The organism is Rhizobium sp. P44RR-XXIV, assembly GCF_001999485.2.
Lineage (GTDB): Bacteria > Pseudomonadota > Alphaproteobacteria > Rhizobiales > Rhizobiaceae > Rhizobium.
The window spans coordinates 1,299,300-1,325,095 of sequence record NZ_MPVZ02000028.1; the positions used below are offsets into that span (position 1 = coordinate 1,299,300).

Annotated in this window: 11 protein-coding genes and 2 pseudogenes; 8 read left to right on the top strand and 5 right to left on the bottom strand. The window is 58.7% G+C overall.

The features are described 5' to 3' along the window. Nucleotides 1-3: 3 nt before the first annotated feature. From BSK43_RS23565 to BSK43_RS23575, 3 genes and pseudogenes are all read right to left on the bottom strand, one after another. On the bottom strand, nucleotides 4-1,428 hold the full coding sequence (locus BSK43_RS23565; RefSeq protein WP_077470118.1) for an aminotransferase class I/II-fold pyridoxal phosphate-dependent enzyme: 1,425 nt from the start codon (nucleotides 1,426-1,428) through the stop codon (nucleotides 4-6). Then, a pseudogene (locus BSK43_RS23570) lies at nucleotides 1,428-8,892 on the bottom strand (beta-ketoacyl synthase N-terminal-like domain-containing protein). Before BSK43_RS23570 ends, BSK43_RS23565 begins: the two are co-directional and overlap by 1 nt. Nucleotides 8,893-9,219: 327 nt before the next feature. Then, nucleotides 9,220-10,398 carry a polysaccharide biosynthesis/export family protein gene (locus BSK43_RS23575; protein WP_077470117.1) on the bottom strand — a complete coding sequence of 393 codons (1,179 nt, stop codon included), beginning with the start codon at nucleotides 10,396-10,398 and terminating at the stop codon, nucleotides 9,220-9,222. A gap of 714 nt (nucleotides 10,399-11,112) precedes the next feature. On the opposite strand from BSK43_RS23575, the gene BSK43_RS23580 reads away from it, so the two are divergent. The 7 genes from BSK43_RS23580 to BSK43_RS23610 all read left to right on the top strand — a co-directional run bounded on the left by BSK43_RS23580 (nucleotide 11,113) and on the right by BSK43_RS23610 (nucleotide 19,756). After that, a complete protein-coding gene (locus tag BSK43_RS23580) occupies nucleotides 11,113-11,949 on the top strand; it encodes a class I SAM-dependent methyltransferase (protein WP_077470115.1) in 837 nt (278 codons plus the stop codon). 217 nt (nucleotides 11,950-12,166) lie between these two features. Continuing rightward, a complete protein-coding gene (locus tag BSK43_RS23585; RefSeq protein ID WP_246662657.1) occupies nucleotides 12,167-13,144 on the top strand; it encodes a hypothetical protein in 978 nt (325 codons plus the stop codon). Then, a complete protein-coding gene (locus BSK43_RS23590; RefSeq protein ID WP_246662658.1) occupies nucleotides 13,134-14,429 on the top strand; it encodes a capsule biosynthesis protein in 1,296 nt (431 codons plus the stop codon). Before BSK43_RS23585 ends, BSK43_RS23590 begins: the two co-directional genes overlap by 11 nt. 13 nt (nucleotides 14,430-14,442) lie before the next feature. Further along, nucleotides 14,443-15,096 (top strand): ABC transporter ATP-binding protein, encoded by a 654-nt coding sequence (locus BSK43_RS23595; protein ID WP_077470112.1) that lies wholly within the window; start codon nucleotides 14,443-14,445, stop codon nucleotides 15,094-15,096. Between the two features lie 113 nt (nucleotides 15,097-15,209). Further along, the gene (locus BSK43_RS23600) at nucleotides 15,210-16,391 is read left to right on the top strand and encodes a capsule biosynthesis protein (RefSeq protein ID WP_246662659.1); all 1,182 of its coding nucleotides are present in this window, start codon (nucleotides 15,210-15,212) and stop codon (nucleotides 16,389-16,391) included. 80 nt (nucleotides 16,392-16,471) lie between these two features. Then, a complete protein-coding gene (locus BSK43_RS23605) occupies nucleotides 16,472-17,515 on the top strand; it encodes a hypothetical protein (RefSeq protein ID WP_246662660.1) in 1,044 nt (347 codons plus the stop codon). A 54-nt stretch (nucleotides 17,516-17,569) separates the two neighbouring features. Next, entirely contained in the window at nucleotides 17,570-19,756 is a 2,187-nt protein-coding gene (locus BSK43_RS23610) for a glycosyltransferase family 2 protein (protein ID WP_077470109.1), read from the top strand. A 27-nt stretch (nucleotides 19,757-19,783) separates the two neighbouring features. Here the strand turns inward: BSK43_RS23610 and BSK43_RS23615 are convergent, their stop codons facing one another. Further along, entirely contained in the window at nucleotides 19,784-23,239 is a 3,456-nt protein-coding gene (locus tag BSK43_RS23615; RefSeq protein WP_077470108.1) for a YhaN family protein, read from the bottom strand. Next, nucleotides 23,239-24,473: pseudogene (locus BSK43_RS23620) on the bottom strand (DNA repair exonuclease). The gene BSK43_RS23615 and the pseudogene BSK43_RS23620 overlap by 1 nt, the downstream one beginning before the upstream one ends. A gap of 219 nt (nucleotides 24,474-24,692) precedes the next feature. Here BSK43_RS23620 and BSK43_RS23625 point away from each other — a divergent pair. Then, nucleotides 24,693-25,679 carry an aldo/keto reductase gene (locus tag BSK43_RS23625; protein ID WP_077470107.1) on the top strand — a complete coding sequence of 329 codons (987 nt, stop codon included), beginning with the start codon at nucleotides 24,693-24,695 and terminating at the stop codon, nucleotides 25,677-25,679. Nucleotides 25,680-25,796: the final 117 nt, after the last annotated feature.

The following is a 25,796-nucleotide window of genomic DNA, read 5'->3' on the forward strand; positions in this document are numbered from 1 at the left end:
ATGTTACGGCCTGCCGCTCGATGTCTGGATTGTCGGCAGCAACTGCATCATCTTATCCATATCAAGCGATGCCAGGCCGAAATTCCTGTCCTGCAAACTCTTGAGCTTCGCCGCGGTCAACGCAACCGCACGGCGGATCTGCTCCTCCGTGTGATCGCAGGTGATGAAGAAGCGGAGGCGTGCCATGCCCTCCGGCACGGCCGGATGGATGATGGGCAGCACATTGATGCCTTCCGCCAACAGATCGTTCGAAAGCTGCGCCGCGCGAAGCGAATCGCCGACAATGACAGGCACGACCGAATGACCGACGCTGAGGCCGGTATCGAGGCCCGCCGCCTTGGCGCATTCGAGAAACAGGTGGCCGTTGCGCCTGAGGCGCTCGGTTCGTTCTGACCCGGATTGAAGGATATCAAGCGCTGCAATTGCCGCGGCGGCAAGGACGGGTGACAGACCGACGCTGTAGACAAAGCCGCCCGCTTCCGCCTTCAAGATATCGACAAGCGCGTTGTTGCCGGCGATGTAACCGCCACAGCTCGAAGTCGTCTTCGACAGGGTACCCATCCAGATATCGACGTCGCGCGGATCGAGCCCGAAATGTTCGAAGGTTCCACGGCCTGTCTTCCCGAGGATGCCGAGCGCATGGGCTTCGTCGACCATCAGCCAGAAACCATGACGCGCCTTCAATTCCAGCAGAGCCGGCAAGTCGGCCACGTCACCATCCATCGAATATATGCCTTCGACGATAACAAGGATACGCCGGAAATCCGATGACAGCGTCTTCAGGGTGCTCTCGAGATTCTCGACATCATTGTGTTTGAACAGCCGACGCACGGCGCCTGAAAGCTTGATGCCAGCCAATGCGCTGTTGTGAATGAACTCGTCGTGGATCACCAGATCCTGCGGCCCCATGAGACAGGCGATCGCCGCCACATTGGTCAGATAGCCGCTGACGAAGCAAACCGCGGCATCGACCCCGTAGATGCCGGCAAGTTTCTGCTCCAGCTCCACATGCCCAGGCCGTTCGCCGGCAACCAGGCGGCTGGCGGAGGCGGAAATTCCGAATCGATCGATGGCCTCCTTGGCGCTCGCCGCGACATGCGGGTCCGTATTTGTGCCCAGATAGTCATAGGAAGCGAAGTTGACGAAGTCGCGCCCGCCGATGCGTGTCGTCGCGCCGGCGGCAATATCGTGCGAACGATAAAAGGGATTGGCGACGCCCAGCATCTCGCCGGCTATCCGTTGCGTCGCAACGCGCTTGTATTCCGGCAGATCTTCAAAGCGGATCGCCTGACGTTGCTGAGGCAGAGACTGCCTGTTCAGGCGCTCGGCGCGATTGCGCCCGGAAGATTCGCCGACGCGGCGCATCTGTTCCAGCAGATTGCTTTTCTTCTGCTCCGCCGGGCTGCCATCATTGGCATCTTGCGTCATTACTTGGCGACCCTTTTTTCCTGCTCCGCAGTATGGCTGCGGGCCAGACGTTCGACCACCTGATCTTCGCTCGCCGAAGCGCCATCCGCTTCGTCGCCACCGCGATTCATGACGCGGTCACGCAAGCGGCTCACCACGTCACTGACGGTAGTGCCCTCACCTACGCCGCTCAAGGGTATATCGAAGCCCGTCTTCTGCTGAAAGCTCATGCCGAGTTCCATGGCCATCAGGCTATCGAGGCCGATGTCCTTCAACACCTTGTCCGGTGTCACCGTGTCTTCGGTCACGCGTAGGATCGCAGCAATCTCGGATGCGACGAGCGCGTGAAGTGTTGCCTGCGCCTCTTCTTCCGACTTGCCCTTGATCAGTTCCCTGAGATCGATGGTATCGCCTTCGTTCAGCGACTGGTGGCTGCCGGCATGGCGCATCAGCGGCTCAAACAGCGACCGGCTTGCGATCGGCAACAAACGAACCGCATTCCAATCGATTTCGCCAATCATGACAGCTGCGGCGTCGACATTGCCCTTGTCTGCCAGGATATAGCGCTCGACCTGCTCCAAAGCATCGCGGGCTTTCAGAGCCGTCTTGCCGATACGTTTGGACAGCAATTCGTTGATTTCGCCATGACGGGCGAGGAAGCCCTTGTCCGCAATCGCGCCAAAACCGACGGCCAGGGCAGGTTTGCCGGCTGCGCGCCGCGCACGCGCCAGGCCTTCCAGATAGCCGTTTGCCACGACATAATTCGCCTGGCCGGGATTGCCGAGCATAGTCGTGGCCGACGAGAACAGCAAAAAGAGCTCCAGCTGATCCTGTCGCGTCAAGCGATCGAGGATCTCGGCACCGCGTATCTTGACCTCGAGAACGGGCCGATTGCGCTCCGGCGTCAGATTGGCAAGGAGCGCATCGTCCAGAACCATGGCGGCGTGAATGATGCCCTTCAGCCCGCCCTCGGCTCGAAGCGAGGCAAGCAGCGCTCCGGCTACCTTTTCGTCGGCGATATCACAGGCATGCAGCGTCGCCACAACGCCCCGCTTCGCCCACTCGCCCACCGCCTTCTTCGTTTCAGCGTCGGCTATACCCCGGCGAGAGCACAGCGCAATGCGGCGCACACCCTTGGAGACAAGCCAATCGGCGGCGGCAAGTCCGAAACCGCCAATGCCGCCAACGACCAGGAAAGTGCCCTTGGCATCAAATCGAAGTGATTTCGCCGGCGCAGGCAGCACGCTATCGCTTCCGGCAACGGGTGGCCGCACGACGATCTTGCCGATATGGCCAGCATTCTGCATCAGCCTGAAGGCGTTGCCGATCTCATCATAGCCGAAGGCACGATATGGCAGGGGCGTCAGTTTTTCGTCCGCGAAGAGCTGACCGATTTCCGCGAAGATCCGCCGCGTCAGGTCGGGCACATTGACCAGCAACTGATCGGCATCGATGCCGAAATAGCTGACATTGCGCCGGAAAGGCCGCAGGCCGATCTTGCGATCGGAATAATAGTCGCGCTTGCCAAGCTCCAGGAAGCGCCCGAATGGCTTGACCAGTTCGATGCTGCGCTCCATCGCTTCGGAGAAGAGCGAGTTGAGAACGAGATCGACACCCTCGCCACGCGTTATACGGCGAACACCGGTGACGAAATCCAGAGAGCGGGAATCAAGCACATGGTCCGCCCCGAGCGTCTCGAGGAAGCGGCGCTTCTCGACCGTGCCTGCGGTGGCAATGACCCTGGCGCCCTTCAGCTTTGCGATCTGAAGCGCTGCGAGGCCGACGCCGCCGGCCGCTCCATGGATCAGGATGGTTTCACCCGGCTGGATGCGGCCAAGCTCGACCATGGCGTAATAGGCCGTCAGGAAAGCAACCGGCACCGTGGCCGCTGCAGTGGTCTCCATCTTCTCCGGCAACCTGGTCACGCCATCACGGCGGACGCGAACATGCGTGGAGAAGGCGGCAGGGCCGATACCCATCACCTTGTCGCCGGGCTGCAGATCCCTGACTGCATCTCCCACGGCATGGACCCGCCCGGCAAATTCCATACCGATCGTGGCACCGGCAAAGCCGTCCTCCAATGCCTCTTCCGGCAGAAGGCCCATCGCCCACATGACATCGCGAAAATTGAGGCCGGTGGCTTCAACGGCGACAACGACCTCACTCTCCTCGGGCACCGGAAGCTTTGTTTCCTCCCAGGCCATGCTGTCGAGGCGACCGCTTGCGTGCTGGCGGATGGTGGCGGCGGCAAAGTCATGCCGGTTCGTCTCGCTGGCGACGAAGGGGCCGGCAGCCGCCCGGATCTCCCGAATTTCTCCAGTCGAGCGATCCAGTGCCCATTCCCTATTGTCGGTCTCTGCGGCCAATATGGTCTCGACGACAGCGAATGCCCGCTTGTCCTCCGCATCGACATCCGCCAGGTGCACATCGAAAGCGTCGTATTCGTTTTGAAGGACGCGCGCGAAAGCCCAGAGGCCGGCATTGGCGACATCGACGGGTCCGCTGGACAATGGCGAGCCACCTGGCGCGACGATAACCAGCCTGCTCCTCGCACCATTGTTATTGCGCGATAGTGTATTTGCCAGTTCGGTGAAGATCGAAAGGCGAGACAGCGAGAGTTCGGTCGTGTCGCGATCGCGCTTCGCATTGGCGATATAGACGATCCCACACGAATTTCGGTCGAATGCTTCTAACACTTCCGCGATATCGACGGACGATGAACCGATGTCGACAACGGCGGCTCGTCCATTCAGGCCGCCCATGCCCTTCTTGCCCTGCTCGGACAGGATCAGCACCGGCTCCGCAATTTCCATCCGGTCGGTCGCTTCAGACTGCGGTTCAGCGATGGCCGACCCAGCAATCAACGTACCTTCCGGAAACGCCAGTTCGCGCAGCTGGACTTTGGCAAAGCCCAGTGCGGCAAGCAGATCCTCGACCTGTTGCTTCGTACCGAGCCGTCCCACCGGAAATTCCGGCGACTGGCTATCCTCGAACCATCCTTCCGACAGGCCGAAAACAAAATCATTGAAGGCGCTCGGCGCACGATCGGCCAGCAGCAACTGACCGCCACGGATCGCAACGGCGCGGACCATGGCCTGGGTGCCATCATCATGCCGCAGCAGATGCCGGCTCTGGTCGCCGGTTGCAACAAGAATATCCGCGACGGTGCGATCAGCCAGCTTGGCAGGCTCGGTCACGATGACGTTCGCGTCGCGTTCGAAAGCAATCTCGAGCGAACGACGCATCTGCTCGCGAGGCTCGGCAATAGTGAGGCTGGAACCTATCGCTGTTGCAATTTCGGCCAGTCTGCGGCTGAAAGCCGTCGATACCGAGCCAATCTCGACAATATGCCGGATGACGCCCGGATTGGCTTCGATGGAAGCCGCAAGAGCCTCCGCCAGGATCTCAAGCCGTCTTTCGCTCAGCGGGGATTGAACGAGCACATGTTCCAGCGTCGCGCCCCCAGGCAGATTCGGGCTGGATACCGATGGCTCTTGTCCCAGGGCGTGCGGTCGCATGGCCGCCAAGCGCTCAAGTGTCTCATGATACGCATTGTTGACGAGAACGGCCTCGGCGACCCGGCCGGCATCCTCGCGATAAATTTCCTGCAGCAGTTCCGCAACCGGCGGCAGCGTCGCTTCCGTCGGGATATTCCATTCGCTCCCCGTTGCAGAGGCTATGCCGGCATCTTCGAGAATATAGAGGCAATTGACCAGGAAAGGCCTGAAGTCAGGATCACCCGGGAGGTCGGAAAACGAAACAGTGCTGCGGCGCTCGGCAGCCGCGAGGGCGATATCATGGCATGCCCGGTAAATCGCGGCGTCAAGAAGCAGGGTCGCATTGTTGGGCGAATGGTCCGCGCCCACGCCTGGCAAGGCCGAGACATCGGACGGGCGCATATCCGCATTCGATCGGCGCGCGAAGAGGCTCGACGGGATACTTTCATAGTGAAACGCGACGGAATCGAGCGTTGCACGGCGGCGTAGCTGGGTGCGGCGGAAGCGGCAATCGTCCAGCGCTGCGATCCGCTCGCCGCCTGCATCGAACAGGCTGAAACGCGCCTTGATCGAATTCGCGCTGAACCGATCGATCTCAATGAGAGCCTTGACGATCGATCTTGCCTTACCAAAAATCCGCACCGTGCCGAAGTGAACCGGTATATAGGGCGCGCCGGTTTCGTCGCCGGAAAGCTGGTCGAAGAGGGCAACAAGCCCATGAAACGCCGCATCGACCGACATGGGGTTGAGGTTATAGGTCCCAAAGGGATTAGAAGGAGCAGCCGCCGGCTTCAGGTCCACTTCGATTGCGTCATGACCATAGGCAACGGCCTTCGACAGCAGTTGGAAGCCCGGACCATAATGCAGTCCGAAACGCTCCGCCGTTTCATAGGCCATCTCGGAGGTCAGGACGGATTTGCGCGCCTTGCTCGATGGTTCGAAACCGTTGCCAAAGCTCTCGGACTCAAGCGGTTTGCGGCAGCGCGCGACGGCGTGGATGGTCCAGTCATCATGGCTCAGACGTTCGCGTGACCGGATCTCCAGATCTCCGGTCTCAGGCGAGAGGATCGTCGACAATTCCACCATGCGGTCCTGGCGCAGCTCAAGCGGCCGGACGATCTCGATATTGCCGATTTCAACCTCATCCGCGCCATAATATTGTTGCGCGGCGGTGACGGCGATCTCGATGAAACCGCTGCCCGGCATGATTGCCTTGCCATCGACCACATGCTCCGCAAGGTCGGTATACAGCTGGGCATCGAGATGGTTTTTCCAGCTCGAACCATTGGGGTCGGTTCGCCAACCGAGCAAGCTGTATGCGCTTTTGCGATCGCGGCCGAAAATATCGATCTCGTCACTTGTCGGTTGGGTGCGCAATTCGACCAACTCGAATGGCAGCGGCGGCAGATTGACGAATGCGTTGCGCGCGGCGCTGCCCCTTGCCCGCAGCGCCGGCGCGCCATTGGCAACCGCGCGCGCAAATGATTGCGAAACCGGATCGTGACCGGCGATCGCAGCCTCGCGCGGCAAAGTCGGTATGGCGATAACCTGGATCGAGGCCTGCTTTGCAATTTCCGCTATGTAATTGGTCAGGATCGGGCGTGGAGACATCTCGATGAAGAGATTGCACCCCATCGCCATCGCAGCCTGGCAGCCGGCCTTGAACAGCACGGGGTCGCGCACATTACGCCACCAATATTGCGCATCCAGCAAACGTCCGTCGCGCAGTTCGCCCGTCACCGTGGAGATGAAGGTCCCTGCCCCGTCATCCGGCGCCACATCGGGCAGATCTGCAAGGAACGCATCCTTGGCGCGATCGATGATCGGATGGTGAAAAGGATAATTGATGTCGAGGACATGCGCGACGATATGGGCTTTGCGCGCAGCGTCCCTGAATGCTTCTATCTCGCTGACTGGACCGGAAATCGTCACCGAATTCGGGGCATTGATCGCGGCAATGCAGATGCTGTCGAGGCCATTGGATCGCGCGAAGGCAAGCGCCGCGTCTTCGTTGAGAACAACGGCCGCCATCTTGCCTTCACCAGCGAGAAGATCCTGATGCAGCGAACGTTTGGCGACGATGGCGACAGCTTCGGCAGCCGTCAGCGCCTTGGCGGCATAGGCAGCAGCGATTTCGCCCACGGAATGACCGAGGACGGCATCGGGCCTTACGCCCAAGGCCCACAAGCAATCCGAAAGCGAAGCCTGGACCGCGAACAATAAGGGTTGCGCAATCTTGGTATCGGCCAGCCGTGCGGAAAGATCCGGAGCAACCAGAAGATCCGTGAGCTTTTCGCCCAGATAATATTCAAAAAGTGCGCTGAAAGACTGAAAGCACTGGCGGAAATGGCGATTTTCCTGATAGGCGCCGACGCCCATGCCTGCCCATTGCGAGCCGTTGCCGGAAAAGACAAAGGCGATCTTGGCCGCCTGTGCCGGCGCCTCGCCGGCTTCGCCGACCGAATTCTTTCCGGCAAGATGCGCATCGATTGCGGCAAGCACAGCCGCGCTGTCCTTGGCGCGCGCGGCGAAGCGGTGACGCATCGGTTCACGGTTGGCTGCGGCGGACACGACGATCTGTCGAGCTTCCTTTGGCTCGGCATTCTCAAGACGTCTTCTATAATCTTCAAGCAGCGCCGAAAGTGCCGAAGCGGTCTGGGCGCTGACGGCAAACACCATCCCTTCGCCGCGAATTTGAGGTTCGGGCGGCGCGATCGGATCGGGATCGCTGATGACGACATGAGCGTTCGTGCCACCGAATCCGAAGGAATTGACCCCGGCGAAGCGCGCCTGCTTTGCAGGGAGAAGTTCGATCGCAGAGGTGTTGACCCGGACGTTCAATCCTTCGAAGTCGATATTTTCGTTTGGCTTGTCGAAATGCAGCGACGCCGGCAGGAAATTGTTCTCCAGCGAGATCATCGCCTTCAGCAGACCGAAAAGACCGGATGCCGGCTCGGTATGGCCGATATTGGTCTTGATCGAACCTACCGGCACCGGCGCCCGGCGATTGCGCCCTATGACTTCACCGATCGCCCAGATCTCGGCAGGGTCGCCGACCTTTGTTCCCGTCCCGTGACCCTCGATGAAGGCGATACGATTGACGTCTATATTCTGGCCTTCATAGATCGAACGCAGCAGGGCGGCCTGTGCCTCGCGTGACGGCATGGAAATGCCGTTGGTACGCCCGGACGAGTTGACGCCGACGGCATGAATTCTGGCGTAGCTGCGATCCTTTTCACGCAGGGCGACATCGGTCCGCCGCAGCACGATCGCCGCGCCGCCTTCCGCGCGGACATAGCCGCGGCCGTTATCGTCATAAGCGCGGCAGAGCCCCTCGGGCGATAGCATGCGTGCCTGTGCAAAGCCGACAAAGGACATTGGGTGGAGCAGAATGTTGATACCACCGACAATGGCCGTATCGATCTCACCACATTCCAGCGACCGCACCGCCTGATCCAAAGCAACCAGCGACGAGGAGCAAGCGGTATCAATCGTCATGCTCGGCCGCGCAGCCCGAATATGTGCGAGATACGGTTGGAAACGATGGACAGCGTATTGCCCGTCATAAAATACGGGCTGCCGGAGGCTGGGTCCTCGAGTGTCAGATTGCCGTGCTCCAGAGAGGAAGCACCGATATAGACACCGACTTTCTGACCCTCAAAGCCGTCGATCGGCAAATTCGCATCTTCCAGGCGCGCCAAACGACATTTAGAAGAATCCGCTGCTGCGGATCCATCTGCATGGCTTCGCGCTGCGAAAGGCCGAAAACCGCCGGATCGAAGCCATATATATTATCGATGACGCCGGCGGCGTAGCTATAGGTCTTGCCCTGGACGCCGACAGCCGGATGCCAAAAGCGCGCCAAGTCCCAGCGCCCCTCAGGTATGCGGCTTACAGTACAACGCCCCTCCTTGAGGACGAGCTGAAGCTCTTCGATCGACCCGGCCCCAGGTGCAACGCTTGCGCGTCCGATAATTTCAACTGTCATGATCTCTCGGCAATATTTCTACAGAATGCGTCGTATCAAACTGGCCAGTTTCACTATCAACTGTTCACGCGATAATTATCTCTGGTTGTCATAGATAAAAAATCCGGGCGTACAGTCAATATGCGGCAACGCAGCAACCGATGCAATCCATGATATCCAACGCCTTAGGCGGAAGTCGCGCTCCCCTTTCATCCCGCATATCAATTCGCGATCAATTCGATCTTAACAACAAGGCATGATCCGTCACGACCATACAGATGTCGGCATCTATCCATCGATGCGGGTGAAAACAGAGGTTTACCGGCGAAGGAACCTCTGCCGTTGGTATTATTGGCTCAGAATGGTTGCTGTCGCAGCTCCCTGGGCGGCGATACCCAATGGCGCACCGACAATCGACAGGAACTTGCGAATATCAACCGAGGGATGACGTGACACATAGATCACGTCACGGCTCTTGACCGGGAAAGTCTGCCCAACGATCAAGCTATCGGGATTGGACATATCGAAACGATAGACGATCGGATAACGCCCCTTGGAATCTGGCGCCATGCCCTTGCGCAACAGCCCCTGGAATCGCACCGGGCCAAGCAGGCTCCTGACGACATCCGGCTCCTCGTAACGGAACAGGAAGAAGCCCTTGGCGTTGCTCGAGTCATCGATGGCGCCATGCCCCAGGGCAACGGCCTCAAGAAGGTTGAGATCGTTAGCCCCAAATTCCAGGCGCCCGTCTCCGCGCACGGAACCAAGCAGCGTGAAGGTTCTCGGATCACGCACGAGGAAAATCTGATCGCCCGGCTGGACATAGATATCCTCGGAGGGATGCTCGATAATGGACTTCAGCAAAGCCGTCCCGGTCCTGTTGCCGCGAACCAGCGTGACATAGGTCTCGTAAGGCTGCGTCGAAGGTCCGCCGGCCTTGGCGATCACCTCGGTAATCTTTTCCTTGGTCAGGTCCAGCGAAACCATGGAAGGACGGCCGACCGAACCCGAAACGGTGACGGTTCGCGACGGCGTTCCCATGCTCGTCACGATGACATCAGGCTCGACGGCCTTGGTCGCCAAAGCCGCCAATATAGCCTTGCGGGCCTGATCGAGCGTCTTTCCAGAGAATCGAACGGAGCCAGCATAGGGGATGGCCGCAGTTCCGTCGGGCTGCACGACGATATCCAGCGACACTTGCTTAGATTGCGCCGTGGAGAAGAGGCCATCAACACCGGCCTCGAAAATCGTCACCTTCAGTGCGTCGCCAACGCCGATTACGACCGGTGCGGCGCCACCACCGATGCCGAACCGGCGATTGAACGCGGAGGAAACATAATCCGAAACCAGCCGCGCGCTGCGGCTGTCAATGTCGACAATATCGAAAACCGCTGCATTCTGCCGGCCAAGTTCGGCACTGGATTGCCCCGCATCCTTGGTTATCGCACCAGCAAGCGGCCCCTCGCTCGACACGGAGTTGCACCCCGCCAAAACAAGGCAACAAAGTACGGCGCCAATACGAATCAATTGAACAACCTCAAACCCATTTGCTGCCGCACTACCCGACGGTTCGGACCGACATCGTATATATTAAATCTAACGATGCTTTGAAAAGCATAATGGACGTCTCACAACAAGCCCATAATACTGCAAATACAATCAAAAAAGTCACATGCGATCATCTTAACACACTTGGGAGTTGGATGAACGCGCGACCCTCCCCGTGTATAAGGATCAAATGCGAACGAAGCAATTTACGCGGGTATTCCTTGAGGGTTTTAATTAAAATTTTAAGAATTATGGTAAATGACCGCTGGATAACAGCATTAACAACGGTCTGCACGAGTAACGAATTTATGTTTCGTCAATTCGTGCCGAACCGGCTTTCGTCGTCTCGCCATTGCCTATAAAGGTTGCACGTCCCGAACTGAACTTTAGCCAGCGATGGCAGGTCACATCGATCAGAAGCTGTCGAATATCGACTTTCCGCGAGATAATCAGTTAATGGCAACAACAGAGTATACGGAGCTTTCCCGGCCTCCGATGGAACAGATCTGCTGTTGCAGGAAAGTGCCGCCGATCATTCGGCAAAGAGTCGGGGACGTTCACAAAATACACCAGTTTACTGCGGAATTTATGTTCAAGGCTGAAAACGGATGAAAGCAACCGCGCTTCCGTTTGAATTCGGCCCGCAAGTTTCTTCAGATCGGCTAATGGCTGATGAGAATTAAGGTTACGTCCATGCTCGGCTTTTCCAAACGCTCGCAAAAGAAACCGTCGAAGACCCCCCTGGAGATATTCGATCAATACGAGCAAGGCATGCCAAGCCTGCAAAACGCAATCGATGCCTTGCCGGGCTGGAACTGCGCTTTCCCGCCCGAATTCAACCTCAACGCCGGAAATCTGCCTCTCTATGCGGATGACCGCATTGCGTGGGCGTTGCAGACTTTCGGTTCGATCGAGGGCAAAACCGTTCTGGAGGTTGGGCCTCTGGAGGGTATGCACACCTACATGCTGCATTGCCATGGCGCCGCGAAAATCGATGCGATCGAAGCAAATCGTCTTTGCTTTCTCCGCTGCCTGGTCACCAGGCAGGTTCTGAATATCAACAATGCCGCGTTTATGCTGGGCGACATTCAGTCATGGCTTGCGGAACGGGATGGTGTTTACGACCTAACCATAGCATCGGGCGTCCTGTACCATATGGCGGATCCTGGCGAATTTCTTCGATTGCTGGCGAAGCGATCCAAAGCGGTTTTCATCTGGACCCATTTCGTTCTCGAAGAAGCCATGCCTGAGGGTGACGTGCGCTGGCTGCCGTTCAGCGGTAAGGTTGAGACAAGGATGGTTGGAGGCCTTGCGGTACGCTACTACGAGCGCAGCTACCATCATGCCAATGCGAATGCATCCTTCTGTGGCGGCATGAAGGACCGGCATTTTTGGATGCACAGAGACGACATATTGATGCTCTTGCGCCAATTTGGCTTTGATGACGTCATCATCAGGGATGAGGATTTCAGCCATCCCGGTGGTCCAAGCTTTTCGCTGATGGCCCGTAAATCGCGTGATGAGGCCTGAATGCCGGAATTCGATAAAGACGATGCCAACAGCTGCCTCGATGCATTGAGTGGCGCGGTGGATAATTTGATGCATTTCGGTCGTCGATCGGGACCCAGCCCATGCCGAATGGGGGCATCGGAGGATATCCGTGCTCTTTAACCTCGAATATGATCATGGGCACTTGATCGAGGGTTACCTGATCCCCGACGGCTTTTCCGATAAGCCGCAGATCAAGGTGTCGGATGCCGACGGTGAATTGATGATACTGCCGTGCGATCAGATCAAACAGGCGGTTATCGATTCAGGACGTCATGAAGACGGTCGCGTCGGTTTCAAGCTCGATACGACGATCATTCCCGATCTGGTGGAACGTAGTTCGCTGATGATCCACGACGCCAAATCCGGACTATTGATCTATAGGCGACCTCAGGTGTCGACGACAATTCCGCTGAAGGTCGTGCGGCTTGAAACGCAGCTGCTGCCGATGGTCAAGTTCGACTATCACTGCGGCCGCCATTTCCAATATGAGCTCGCATCCGTGGAGCGTTTCGGCCACGAGACCACGCTTCAAGCCTTTCATCTGAATGCCATCCAGTCGATCTACATCAGCGGTCGCCTGCTCATGCGCAATTACGAGGAGTTTCTGGATAAGGGATTCAAGGCAATCGTCCTGCTCACGGACCCATATTATGAACTGGCCTTGCGAATATTCCTGCTGAAACGAATGGCAAAAACTCAAATCTCCTTCTTCGGCGATCGCGACAAAATCATCCTCGCACCCGCTGCGGAACATTTTGCCGATGTCACTCTTGATAGCGAGACCTCGCTCAAAATGGCTCTCAAGAAAGCACCGCAAAACGTAAGAAACGTGATAGTTTCGCCTGTCACCCGTCAACTTGCCACGACCATACCTGAACAGGCTGTCACGCGCGCCGATGTAGCGACAGCGATCGATCTGCTGTCGCGTTTTGCCATCGTTGGGCGCGATACTGACAGTCTTTATTTCCAGCATGCGGTCGGCGAATTGCTCGGGATTTCGGTCGATGACTTCCCCTTGCCCCCAAGGCATAGTGCACTTGAAGACATTGCGACACGGCTGCGTTCATTGCATATTGCTGAGCTTATGCTTGAAGAAGATTTGATTTTCGATCACTACGTGCGTGAAGCGATGAAGCCAGCCACGTCTGAATTGCCGGAAACGATTGCAAGCTGACATGCCAAAACCAGTCATCGAAGAGGCGGTAGTTCAGGATTCTCCGCAGGTTAAGCCCGGCCGGTACATCCTGCCGGCGTTGTTTCGACGCAAGATGCCCAGTCAACGCGGGCGCAACGACCTTGAAGAAATCGAATACACGCCGGTCCATGATGGACCGAAACCGGAAACCCGCTCCGGTGGCAAGCCGCCGTTGAGGCTGCTGGGCTTCCTGCTGCTCGTTATCCTGCCGTTTTTGGCGAGTTCGCTCTATTATGCCTTTATCGCCTCGGACCAATATGTAGCGGAAGCACGTTTTGCCGTGCGAGCGGTATCGGGAGCCAGCGGCGACGGCGACGATTCTCTCCGCGCCGGAGGAGCGACCAATGCCCTCAACATGCGTTCGGCATCACAGGACGCCTATGTTGTAACCAGCTTCATCCATTCCACGGAAATCTTGAAAAGAATTGGCGCGAAACTCGACTACCGCTCGATGTTTACAAAGCAGGATGCGGATTTCCTGACGCGATTTCGCGCTTCCCAATCTGACGAGGAATTCCTGAAATACTGGAACGACCACGTCACCGCTTATATCGACGTCACCTCCGGTATCATCACGCTGAAGGTCCGGACTTTCGCACCCGATGATTCCGTAAAGCTCGCGGATGCCATCATCGATGAAAGCGAAAAGCTCATCAACGAGCTCTCCGAGCGGGCACGCAGTGATATCGTCCGAAGCATGAAGGCCGATGTCGAGAAAAGCGGCAAGGCTTACGGCGACACGCTCATTGCCCTTAATCAATTTCAAAACGCCTCCGGACTGCTCAGCCCACAGACGCAGGCAAAAGACAGCGGTACGCTTCTCACGGGCCTGCTGGCCCAGAAGATGGAATTTGAAACACGCCTTTTCGTCATGCGGCAATCTAACGCTGAGAACTCTCCAACCTATCAGCAGCTAACCCTGGCCAAGGACAGTCTGGACACGCAGATCGAAAAGATGAAATCGGCATTGACCGGGCCAGAAAATGCCAGCCTGGCGAAGGCCTTGCTGGAATATTCCAGACTCGATACCGAACGCATGATCGCCGAGAAGCTGTATGAGAGCTCGCAGAAGAATTACGACGCGGTACTTGCCGAGGCTCTTCGCAAAACACTCTATCTTGCTGTCTTTGTTAAACCCGTGCTGCCGGAGGAATCGATTTTCCCTCGCAGGGTCAGCACACCCCTTATCATCCTGCTTGCCCTGATTGTAACATGGGCGACGCTTTCTCTCATCTGGGCATCCGTGGAGGATCACCGGATATGAGACGGGATGTGTTATGATCCGATTCAACAATGTCTCCAAGTTCTTCAAGACTCAGGCCGGCAAGAAAGTCATCCTCGATCGCGTGAGTTGCGAGTTCCAGTCGGGCTATTCCTACGGTTTGCTGGGGGTCAATGGCGCCGGCAAATCGACCACGGTGCGGATGATTGCCGGAACGATGTTGCCCAATTCGGGCAGAATCTCCAAGAACGTACGGGTATCCTGGCCCTTGGGTTTGAGCAGTGGCTTCAATCCTCTGATGACAGGACGAGCCAATGTTCATTTCGTCGCCCGCGCCTACGGCGAAGATGTGAGGCGCGTGTCCCGCTTCGTCGAGGAGTTCGCAGAACTGGGCGATTATCTAGACGCTCCGGTGCGTACCTACTCCTCGGGCATGGGCGCTCGCCTGGCGTTCGGCCTTTCGATGGCCATAGAATTCGAGTGCTACCTGGTGGATGAGGTTCTTGCCGTTGGCGATGCTCGTTTTCAGGAGCGCTGCCGCATCGCGTTCGAAAACAGACGGAAGACTTCCGACATCATTATGGTTTCTCATAGCATGAGTATGATCAATACGCATTGCGACAAGGGCATGGTACTTGTCGACGGCAGGCTTATTGTTTTCGATAAGGTGGAGCAGGCTATCGAAGCCTATTATAGACTGAACCGATAAGACACGAGGAATTGCCGGCAAGGTCCGATATGGCTCACGACACCGAAAACGCACCCAAGACGATTCAGCTCAGCGCAACGGAACATAGCCGCAGCGTGGCCACGAATCTATCCGTGACCGCGCGGAAGCTGCGTTTCTCGACCTCGAGACGAAGCCAATTGTTCAAGGCCGTCGGCCTGCGCCCGCGTCCGATGCAGCAGATCATCGGCAAGGTGATCCTGGTGTCTACTTTGCTGCTGCTCGTCGTCCCGAATATCGCTTCAATCTGCTATTTTACCTTCATGGCATCCGATCAGTACCAATCGGAGACCCGTTTTACCGTGCGGTCTTCCACGCCGGCGCTTGGAGGAAATCAACTGGCAAAAGTCACCGGTCTGCCCGCTGCGCAAATCGTCCAGGATACGTTGATCGTCACCAATTTCATCAAAAGCAAGGATATGGTGGCAGCACTCGAGGGCAAGGTCGACTTCCAGAAGATCTATGGGAACCAGTCCATCGACCGGCTGGCGAGGCTCAAATCGGATGTGAGTTCGGAAAAGCTGCTCGATTATTGGGAAAATATGGTCTCGGTCAAAATCGACGCTAATAGTGGCATCGTAACGGTCAAGGCTCGCGCTTTTTCGGCCGCAGACGCGCAGAAAGTGCTGCAGCAGGTCGTCGCGGCCTCCGAAACCGTGGTGAACGACGTCAACAACCGCATCTGGCGCGATGTCATCGCGACGGCAGAGGCAAATCTCGATAATGCCAAGAACCAGTTGCAGGGCGCACGGGACCGGCTTCTGGCTGCTCGCAACCAAACGGGTGTTCTCAGTGTCGAGGGATCGTCGACCGTTATCACCAACCTGATCTCATCCGTGCAGAAGCAGCGGATAGACCTTCAGCAACGATATGATGCCCAGCTCGGAGCTGTGTCACCCAACGCCCCGCAAATGCGCGTTCTCAAACGCGAAATCGAAAGCCAACAAGCGCAACTGGATCAGCTGAACAGCCAAATTGCCGGGCAGAATAAATCCGAGCAGAACCTTGCCGATGTTTCAGTCGATATGTCTCAGCGCGAACTGGAGCAGGGCTTGGCGGAACAGCAGTTCGCAACCAGCATGAAAACGCTGGAGCAGGTTCGGTTCGTCAGCAAGCAGCAGCTTCTCTATCTCGACACGTTCCTCGCACCGGATTTGCCGGATGAAGCCGAATATCCACAGCGGCTGCTCTGGATCGGTGCGATTTTCGCTGTCACACTGCTGCTTTGGGGAGTGGCCCTGGCCGTCCTGATGAACATCCGAAATCGGTTGGCTTAGAATTGCGCGGATGGCCCATGCAAATTCTGCGCGATATGCTCTATCACATGCTTCCAAGGCCGCTGCCGTTCGGAGCGGCAATGAGAGATTCTCGTCGTGCGGCAAAGCGGCTCTTAATCCTGTCGCGCCATCCCAACCCCAGCTTCAGCTACTATCTCGATGAGCGCGCCAAGACACTTGGCGATATCCCGGTCATCATGAAAGGCCTCGACGATCCCCTCGAAGCGATCGACAGCGAAGGTCTCTTCGTCATCATCTGCCGCTACATCAAGCACCCGCAGTTGCGCTGGCTTGAAGAAAGACGGGATGATCTCGCCGGAGTAGCCTATTTCGTCGATGACGATATTCGTGCCGTCGTCACCGGCAAGGAAGCGAGCTTGCCCTACAAATACAGGCTGATCAAATTAGCCGTTCGTCCATTGCCGAGGATCAATCGATTGCTGACGCATATCTGGACCTCGACCGAGGCCCTGGCGGGTACCCTTGCCACGACGGGCCACAAGATCGATATCCTGGCGCCCATGCCGGCAAATCTCTCGGATGCACCCTCCATCGCCGAAGGCGACGACGCACCGCCCGTCAAGATGGTCTATCATGCAACCGGCGTTCACCGTCATGAACATGAATTCCTGATGCCGATTGTCAAAGCCGCGATGGAAAAGCATATCCATCTGCATTTCGAAGTTTTTGCCAACGGTACCGTTGCCCGTCGCTGGGCCCGCCAAGGGATCGATCCTGCCAGGATGACGATCATCCCACCGCTATCGTGGCCGGCCTATCTTGCCAGGACGACGAAGCACAATGCCGATATAGCGCTGGCCCCTTTGCTGTCGGGAAAAACAAATGCAAGCCGGGCCGACACCAAGCGTATCGACATCAGCCGTTTGCAGGCTGCAGCGATCTTTTCACAATGCCCGACATTCGCGCGATGTGCCGTCCCCGGAGAACTGCATATCGGCAACACCGCCGAAGAATGGCTGGCAGCAATTGACCAACTTATCAGTGATCGAGATTGTTATCTCACAGCTCGTGATGCCACGCGAAATTCGATTGAGAAAATGCGACAGCACGCGACACCGGCATTTCCGGGCATACATTTTGAACCGCTCAGTGGTGCAGCTTAAGGCTGATTTTTTAAGAATAATGCTCGTTGCGGGCCTCTGGACATAAATAGGCTTATGGCACTGAAAATTATACCCAACGCTGATCTGGAACGTGCAATCGCGGTGGGCGCCAGTTCCGATCTATGGAAATCCCTGGGTGACGATCCAGCTTTTGAAATCAGGTTTTCGCCTGTCAGAAAGCGGCTGCTCGTCATTCACATCGCCGCGGGCAACGAACCGATAGATCCGAAATTCTATATCAATCGCGGCCGCGGATTTCGCGAAAAGGATGCCGCCTCGCTGCCGGAGGCACGCCGCTTCATCATCACGGCAGACATAGGGTCGGTTGGGACGATTTGCGCGCTGCGCGCCGATCCGGTCAGCTTCCCGACTATATTTCGTTTTGAGGTCAAGGCTTTCGCATCAGCGAAGTCGGCAGAGACCTATATTGCACACTTGAACGCGGCGGGGGAAAAGACCGAGCGCATCGATCTCGGCAAACTTCCGCAACATTGGACCAAGATACCAAATCTGAAATTCGGCAAACGGGCCGCCAATCTGACGGCGCAATATGCCGAGGCAAACTACCGACTTGCAGCCGATCTCGTGGCCTCACCGGCGTCGGCAACAACTGGCACCTGGCTGAGCGTCGTCGTCCCCGTCTACAACGCGCCGGTGCGATATCTGGATGATCTCGTCGAGTCCTTCGAAGCCCAGGGGGAGCAGGGCACGGAGCTTATTCTGAGCGACGACGGCTCGACATCGCCGGAGACGCGGCAATGGTATGAGGCGCGGCATGCGAAAGATAACATTCGCCTCGTGCTGAACGAGCGCAACGGCGGGATCGCGGCGGCCACCAATTCCGGCCTATCTCACGCAAGCGGCCGGTGGATCGCCTTTCTCGATCATGACGATGTGATCGCTCCGCATGCCTTCAAACTGATCAGGCACACGCTGGAGCAAAATCCGGACGCCAATTTCCTCTATACCGACGAACTGGTGGTCGACGACACGCTGAAGCCGACCGGAGTGATGCTGAAGCCTGCCTATGATCCCGTGCTGCTGACGGGCGTCAACTATATCAACCACTTCTCCATCTATCGCCACAGCCGGCTGCGGGAGATCGGCTACCTTCGAACCGGTTACGATGGCTCGCAGGATTATGATCTGCTGCTGCGCTATCTGGAGGGTGTTCCGGAGCAAAGCATCCTGCACCTGCCCTACCCCGCCTATTGGTGGCGCCGCAATGGCCGGACCTATTCGCGCAAATTCATGGATGCCGCGACGGTAAATGCGCGCAGAGCGCTAACCGAGAGATTCGAACGGCAACAGCGGGCGATCGAGGTTGAGGGAACGCTGACCAAGACGCTGCATCGGGTCGTCTTCGAAGCGCCTCGCGACTGGCCGAAGGTTTCGATCGTCATTCCCAGCAAGGACAATCTCGACCTCATCTCCCGAGTTCTGAATGACCTGTTCGAAAGGACGGATTACCCCAATTTCGAGGTGCTGGTCGTCGACAACGGTTCCACCAACCAGGCTGTCCTTGATCTCTACGACCGCTATCGCCAAACGCGTCCGAATTTTTCAGCCGCCGTCACACCCGAAGCCTTCAATTTCTCGCGCTCCGTCAATCGCGGTCTGAAGGCGGCTACGGGTGAGCACTTTCTGATCCTCAACAATGACGTCGAGGTCATCGAGCCAGGCTGGCTGAAGGAGATGGTGTCCTGCCTTGCCTATGACCGGACCGGCATCGTCGGTGCCAAGCTGCTCTTCGCAAACAACAAGATGCAGCATGCGGGCGTTATCGTCGGTTTCGGCGGACTGGCCGGGCATTGGTATCTGAACAAGCCAAGGGAATTCGGCGGGCCGATGAACCGGCTGCATGTCCGCAACAGCATGAGCTGCGTCACCGGCGCGGTCATGCTGATCTCGGGCGATTGCCTTCGGGAGATCGGCCTGTTCGACGAGGAGAATTTCGCGGTCGCCTATAATGACGTCGACTATTGCCTGCGCGCGCACAAGTCGGGCTTTCGCATCGTCTGGACCCCTTTCGCCTGTCTCTACCATCATGAATCTCTTTCACGGGGATCGGACAAATCAGGCGAGCGCAAGAGACGGTTCGAGCAGGAGAAGGGCAACCTGCGCCGGCTGCACACGACACAGACCTTTGCAGACAAGGCGCTCAATCCCGCCTATAGCCGCGACAAGTCGGATCCACGGATCGTGGTGCCGACGCAGCTATTCATTCCATCGATGTCTTGAGGGATTACGGGGTCGTCCGGCCCCATCTCAAAGTTGGATCAAGTCCAAGCCTTCACCCACCTCGCGTTTGGCAATCTCGACCACGCTCATCTCATGCGTGAAGAGGATCGTCTGGAAACGCTCGGCAGTGGTCGCAAGCACTTTCAATCCCGCGCTTGCCCGCTCATCGTCAAAGGTCTGAAAGATATCGTCGACGATCAGCGGTGCCGGCTCGTTACGGGCGGAATAATCCTCCAGGAAAGCCAATCGCAGGGCGAGATAGAGCTGGTCACCCGTGCCCTCGCTCAGGCCATCCAATGGCACACGCTCACCGCCCACGCGTTCCGCCAGCAACTGCAGCGCATCGCTTTCGTCATGCGCCTCGACGAGGCGGAGGAAGCGGCCTCCGGTCAGCTGTGAAAACAGCTCGCCTGCCCGCTTGACGACCGGATCCGCCTGCTTTTCGCGATAGGATTCCATCGAGCCTGCCAACATCCGCACGGCAAGCTTGAGGACGACCCATTGCCGCGCCAGATCCTTCGCCTCCTGTTCGGCCGATAGCTTTTCGAACACCGCGTATTCAGCGCTGACACCGGTCTCAAGCTCCTGCCGCTGACGGCCATTTTCCGCCAGCCGTGCCGAAAGTGCACCATGCGCCGTGAACTGCCGCTGGTCCTCTTCGGCCAGCCGCTCTATTTCAAGATCTGCGGCAACCCGCTCGAAATCGCCAAGCTGGATCCGAACCTCTTCCTCCGCCTTGCCATCAGCCTGCTGACGGAAGCGATCGCGGCTTTCGACCAAGCGGCCACTCAAGCGCGTGCGCTCGCGAAGCCGCGACAGCAACGCAGGCAAATCCTTAGACCCCGGCAGATCCGCAGTCAGATGATCGAGATCATCGATGATGGCGGTAAGCGCCTCCTGGTGACGGACAAGCAGCGCTTCCGCGCGCTGACGATCCTCCTCCAGGCCGTCGCGCTTCTTCAACTCACTGCGCATGGCATTGGCGCGGCTATGCAGCGCTTCGGCTGCGGCCTCCGGCGGCAGATGATCCAGCTCATAGCCGGCGCTGGCTGCAAGCGTTGCGAGCCGGCGCTCGAAATCCGCCATGTCGCGCCGCATGCCGCTCACACGCCGCAAGCGGTTATCGCGCTCCGCCAAGGCATCCGGCAGTTCTTCCCAGGCTTTCAGGGCTGCGGACGCCATGTCCAATGTCGTGTCGGATGGCAGACCGAGATGTTCGGCGGCCTTGCCGAAAACCTCGTGCCAGTCGGCATGCTGCCGCTCCAATACCTGTTGCTGGCCGTCGAACCGGGCGAGCCGCTCGCGCGTCGCGCCAATCTCCCCCTCCCGCGTCCGGCTTTCGCTCCAGCGTTCTGACAGCAGGCGCAGATGCTTTCGCAGCCCGTCCGCGATTGCGACCGGCGGCAGCCGGCCGCTCTTGTAGCCGGTCGCCTCCACGATGTCCTGCAAGGCGGGTAAGACGCGTTCTTCAGCCGCAGCGTACTCATCCCGCTCGTCAAGCAGATCGCGCAATGCCTTGCGCTCACGTCGCAGCAATTCAACTCCACGCCGCCACTCCAGCATCGCCGAAGGATCGAGTGCATCGATGCCGCAAGGCTCGAAAAGCATAGCGAAGGTCGCCTGGGCATCCTTCAGGGCTTTCCCACAGATTCCGAACCGCTCGGAGGCCTCTTTGCGCTCCTGCAGCAGGCGCGCCTGACGCAGGCGATAGTCGGCATGGCGCGCGACACGGTCCGCATCGCTCAACGCCGCATCGGCCAGACGATCGGCCTCGGCAAGGCTCTGGGTCAGCGTCGCAAGCACCTTGGCTCCCGGAGCCGGACCATCCGCCAGGCTCTGCTGAATCGCGATCCACTGTGCATCGCGACCTTCACGCGCAGCGACGATCTGCTCGCGCGTTACGATCGGCCCGTTACGCTCGGCATCCGCGAGCGTGCGCTCTATCTCCGCCAACTGATCATCATAGTTTTGCAGCTTGCCGGCAGCCTCGCGCATCCGTGTGCGCGCGGCATCGATGGCATCGCGATGCCCGGTAATCTCCGTCGGCTCCGGCAAGGGTACCGAGAAAAGCGCATCGATGTCACCGACTGGTGGCCGCAATTGCCCGGCAGCGTCCTTGAGATCGGTCTCGATGCGCCGTATCTGCGTTTGCAGCCCGTCAAGACGCGCCAGGGCAGAGAGATCGTTGCCCAATGCCTCGAGCTGATCGATGTAGGGTCTCGGATCGATCAATCGCCCCGCAAGACTATCCTTCTCCAGGGCCGCAAGCTGTCCGCGCTCACTCTCGACCTGCTCCGCGAGGGACTGGATTTGTCGCACAAGCTGCCTGCCCTGCTCCGCCAGCTCGGACAGGCGCGTACGGTCGATATCGCTCGGTTGACGCTTCTCCAGCTCGACCTCGGCAATACCGAGGCGACGGGCAAGCTGCGTGAGCTCCGTTTCGAAGTCAGCCAACTCCCGATCCACACCCGGCAGGTCGTGACGCTGGGCGCGATAGTTGCCGGTGTCGGCAAAGAGCTGGGTGATATCGCCCGAGATCTGCAGCAACCCGTCATCGACATGGATGCGGGATAGGTCTTCTTCGGCACGAGCAAGCACCTGCCGTCCCCGGAGCAGCTCCTCCTCGGCGGCTTGTTTGTCCCGCAGTCTCTGTTCGAGCTTGTCGCCCAGGCTTTCGGGTATCGCGGCGATATCAGCCAAGCCCTCCAGCGCGATGGTTTCGGCGTCAATCTCCGCGAGCAGAGGCTGCAAGGTCTTCAGCTTCTTGAGCCGGTCCAGAGCATGCCGCGTCTCGCGGCGTTCCGCCTGCAAACGCTCCAGTTCGGCTTCAAGCTCGGCCGCCTCCGCCAGTAGCTTCTTCCAATCCCCGGATTTGAGTTCGTTGTCGCGTTCGGCTTTCCGGGCATCCTCGTAGCGGTCGAGGGCCTGATAGAAACCGCGGTCCTTCGAGCGTCTGGCCGCGTAGATACCGTCGGCTTCCGCCTCCAGCGATTGGCGCAGCCGCGACAGGCCGGTGAGTCCGGAGGCGGCCGAAAACAGCAGGCTGCCGATCTCGCCGCCGCTGCGCAGCATGGCGGTCGCTCCCTGCCGCAGCCTCTGTGAATCCAGACCAAAGGCGCGCTCGAAGACATCGCGGCTCAAACTGCCGATGAACGGCGAAAGCGCATCCTCGGCAAGCGGTGTCTCCTTGTCATCGGGGGCAAGAAGTGTGCTCTTGCGTCCGCGGCGGCGGCGGAAAGCGAGCCTCGCGCCGTCACGCCCGCTGATCGAAGCGCCGATCCGCAAGCTGCCTGGCTCATGCAGAAAGCTCTGCTCAGCCGCGGCGGGAAAACCAAAGAGCAGATCGGAAATCGCGCTTAGAGCCGAAGACTTGCCCGCTTCGTTCGGACCATAGATGACATGCAGCTTGGCACCGGCGCGGAAATCGAGCGTGCGGTCGGTCAGTGCTCCATAGCGAAGAATATCGAGGCGGTCGAAACGCATCAGCCAGCCCCCTGCCCGCGCGCGAGCAGCAATTGCCGCGCTTCCTCGATGAGGGTCTCCATGCTGTCATCCAGCGGCTGTGCCGCCGCGCCAAGGCGCCCGGCAGGCGTATCGCAATCTCGTCGACCAACCTGCCCGCCTCAGTCACGATATCGGTGTCGCCTGCATGTTCGGCCAGCAATTGGCGGAGATCGAGTGCGCCATCCGTCTCGATGACTGATGCCGGCGGCGGCTCCAGCCGCAACTCCAGCTTTTCGAGCCAAATATCCTCATGCACGCGATGGCACGCGGCCTCGACCTCATCGCGCCATTGCTGACGGTTGGCGGCAAAGGCGCCGTGCAGCGGCGTGATGCCCGAAAGCCTGACGCGCAGCGCCGTCATGCGCCCGGCCATATCGTCGGCGAGCGGCTGCACGGCCTGTTCGACGCGACGCAGGATCGCTGTCTGATCGTCATCCAGGCCGATGTCTATATCGATCTGTGCGAAGCGCGCCTCGTCAACAATCAGCCGCTCATGCTCGATGCGACCGTCTTCGACGGTCACCAGCACCGCGCCCTTGGCGCCGCGCTCGCGGATGTTGCGACCTTGAAGATTGCCAGGGAAAATGACAAGCGGATCTCGCGCCACCACTTCGTAGTCATGCACATGCCCAAGCGCCCAGTAATCATAGCCGCGCGAGCGCAGATCATCGATGGAACACGGCGCATAGGGCGCATGCGGCTCGCGGCCGGTCAGCGATGTGTGGAGAATGCCGATGTTGAACCAGCCTGTGACCGGTGCGGGATAGGAAATCGCCAGATTGTCGTTGGCCGAGCGTTCGGCAAAGCCTTGCCCGTGCAGCGCCACCTGTAGCGCGTCCAACTTGACGCTGCCCGGCTTGTTCGTCGGGAACTCGTAGACATTGCTTGGCAGCGTGATGGTCTTGGTGATGACGCTTGCCGCATCGTGGTTGCCGCGCAGCAGATAGACCGGGATGCCGGCCCGCTCGAGCCGCGCCATCTCACGATTGAAGAACAGGCCGATCTTGTTGTCCTTCCAGTCGCCGTCATAGACATCGCCGGCGATGACGAAGAAATCGACCTGCCGTTCTATCGCCAGTCCCACCAGCGTCGAGAACGCCTTGCGGCTCGCTTCCACGAAGACGGCGGCGACAGCGGCGTCCTTCAGCGCCAGCCCCTGAAAGGGGCTGCCAAGATGCAGGTCGGCGGCATGGATGAAACTGAAAGAAGGCATTGGCTCCGATCACCGTCAGATATCCGGTCTCCCCTTGTAAGGAAGCGGAGAGGCAATGAACACTGCGCCACTTGCTTCATCCAACGGTTTCGCAAGCGGGTCGGACCTATCATATTCCTGGGTCACGCGATTGCGATCCTGCATTGCCCCCTGCGCGCTTGCGGCAGGTCCGGTCGGCTGCTACTTCGCTGGCATTTCATTACCAAGAGGAGATCTTTCATGAGACATCATGCTTTCGGACGAACACCCTTCATCGTCACGGATGTCGGCTTCGGCGCCTGGCAGATCGGCGGCGCATGGGGCGATGTCAGCGAGGCCGATGGCCGCGCGGCGCTGAACGCTGCGCTTGATGCCGGCATGACCTTCATCGACACGGCCGACGTCTATGGTGACGGCCGCTCGGAAAAGATCATCGCCGATGTGCTGAAGGCTCGGGGCGGCGAGCGCCCGATGGTGGCGACGAAGGCAGGCCGCCGGCTGAGCCCGCATGTGGCGGAGGGCTATACCAAGGCCAATCTCGAAGGCTTCATCGATCGTAGCCTGAAGAACCTCGACGTCGAAAGCCTGGACCTTGTTCAGTTGCACTGCCCGCCGACCGAAGTTCTCTATCGGCCGGAAGTGTTCGCAGGCCTTGATGAGCTACAGAAGGCCGGCAAGATCAAGGGATACGGCGTCAGTGTCGCGACGGTCGAAGAGGCGCTGAAGGCCATCGAATTTCCGGGCGTGCTCAGCATCCAGATCATCTACAACATCTTCCGCCAACGGCCTGACCACCTCTTCTTCAAGGAAGCCAAGCGCAAGAACGTGGCGGTCATCGCCCGCGTGCCGCTGGCCTCCGGCCTGCTCTCCGGCAAGATCACCCGCGACAGGCAATTTGCCAGCGACGATCACCGCAACTTCAATCGCCATGGCGAGGCTTTCGATGTCGGCGAAACCTTTGCCGGCGTTCCCTTCGAAGTCGGCCTTCAGGCGGTGGAAGAAGTGCGCAAGCTGGTGCCCGCGGGCTCCAGCATGGCAGCCTTCGCGCTGCGCTGGATCCTGATGAGCGACGCCGTTACGGTCGTCATCCCCGGTGCGCGCAATGCCGAACAGGCAAAGGCCAATGCGGCTGCCGCCGATCTTGCACCGCTATCGGCTGATGTCATGGCGGCGACGCGTGATATCTACGAACGTCTGATCGCTCCGCACGTTCATCATCGCTGGTAATAGCTTATCTGGAAACGAGGGGCCGGGCACGAACCCCGGCCCCAACTTAAAGAAGACTGCACGCCGGCACCGCGGCTCAGGCGGCAAACTTCAAATCGTAGAGCGCTTTGTTTTACG

What these genes read in the sequence shown, in the direction of transcription:
- BSK43_RS23565 (WP_077470118.1), bottom strand. Translation starts at nt 1,428, where the DNA reads ATGACGCAAGATGCCAATGATGGCAGCCCGGCGGAGCAGAAGAAAAGC.
- BSK43_RS23580 (WP_077470115.1), top strand. Translation starts at nt 11,113, where the DNA reads ATGCTCGGCTTTTCCAAACGCTCGCAAAAGAAACCGTCGAAGACCCCC.
- BSK43_RS23595 (WP_077470112.1), top strand. Translation starts at nt 14,443, where the DNA reads ATGATCCGATTCAACAATGTCTCCAAGTTCTTCAAGACTCAGGCCGGC.
- BSK43_RS23605 (WP_246662660.1), top strand. Translation starts at nt 16,472, where the DNA reads ATGAGAGATTCTCGTCGTGCGGCAAAGCGGCTCTTAATCCTGTCGCGC.
- BSK43_RS23610 (WP_077470109.1), top strand. Translation starts at nt 17,570, where the DNA reads ATGGCACTGAAAATTATACCCAACGCTGATCTGGAACGTGCAATCGCG.
- BSK43_RS23615 (WP_077470108.1), bottom strand. Translation starts at nt 23,239, where the DNA reads ATGCGTTTCGACCGCCTCGATATTCTTCGCTATGGAGCACTGACCGAC.
- BSK43_RS23625 (WP_077470107.1), top strand. Translation starts at nt 24,693, where the DNA reads ATGAGACATCATGCTTTCGGACGAACACCCTTCATCGTCACGGATGTC.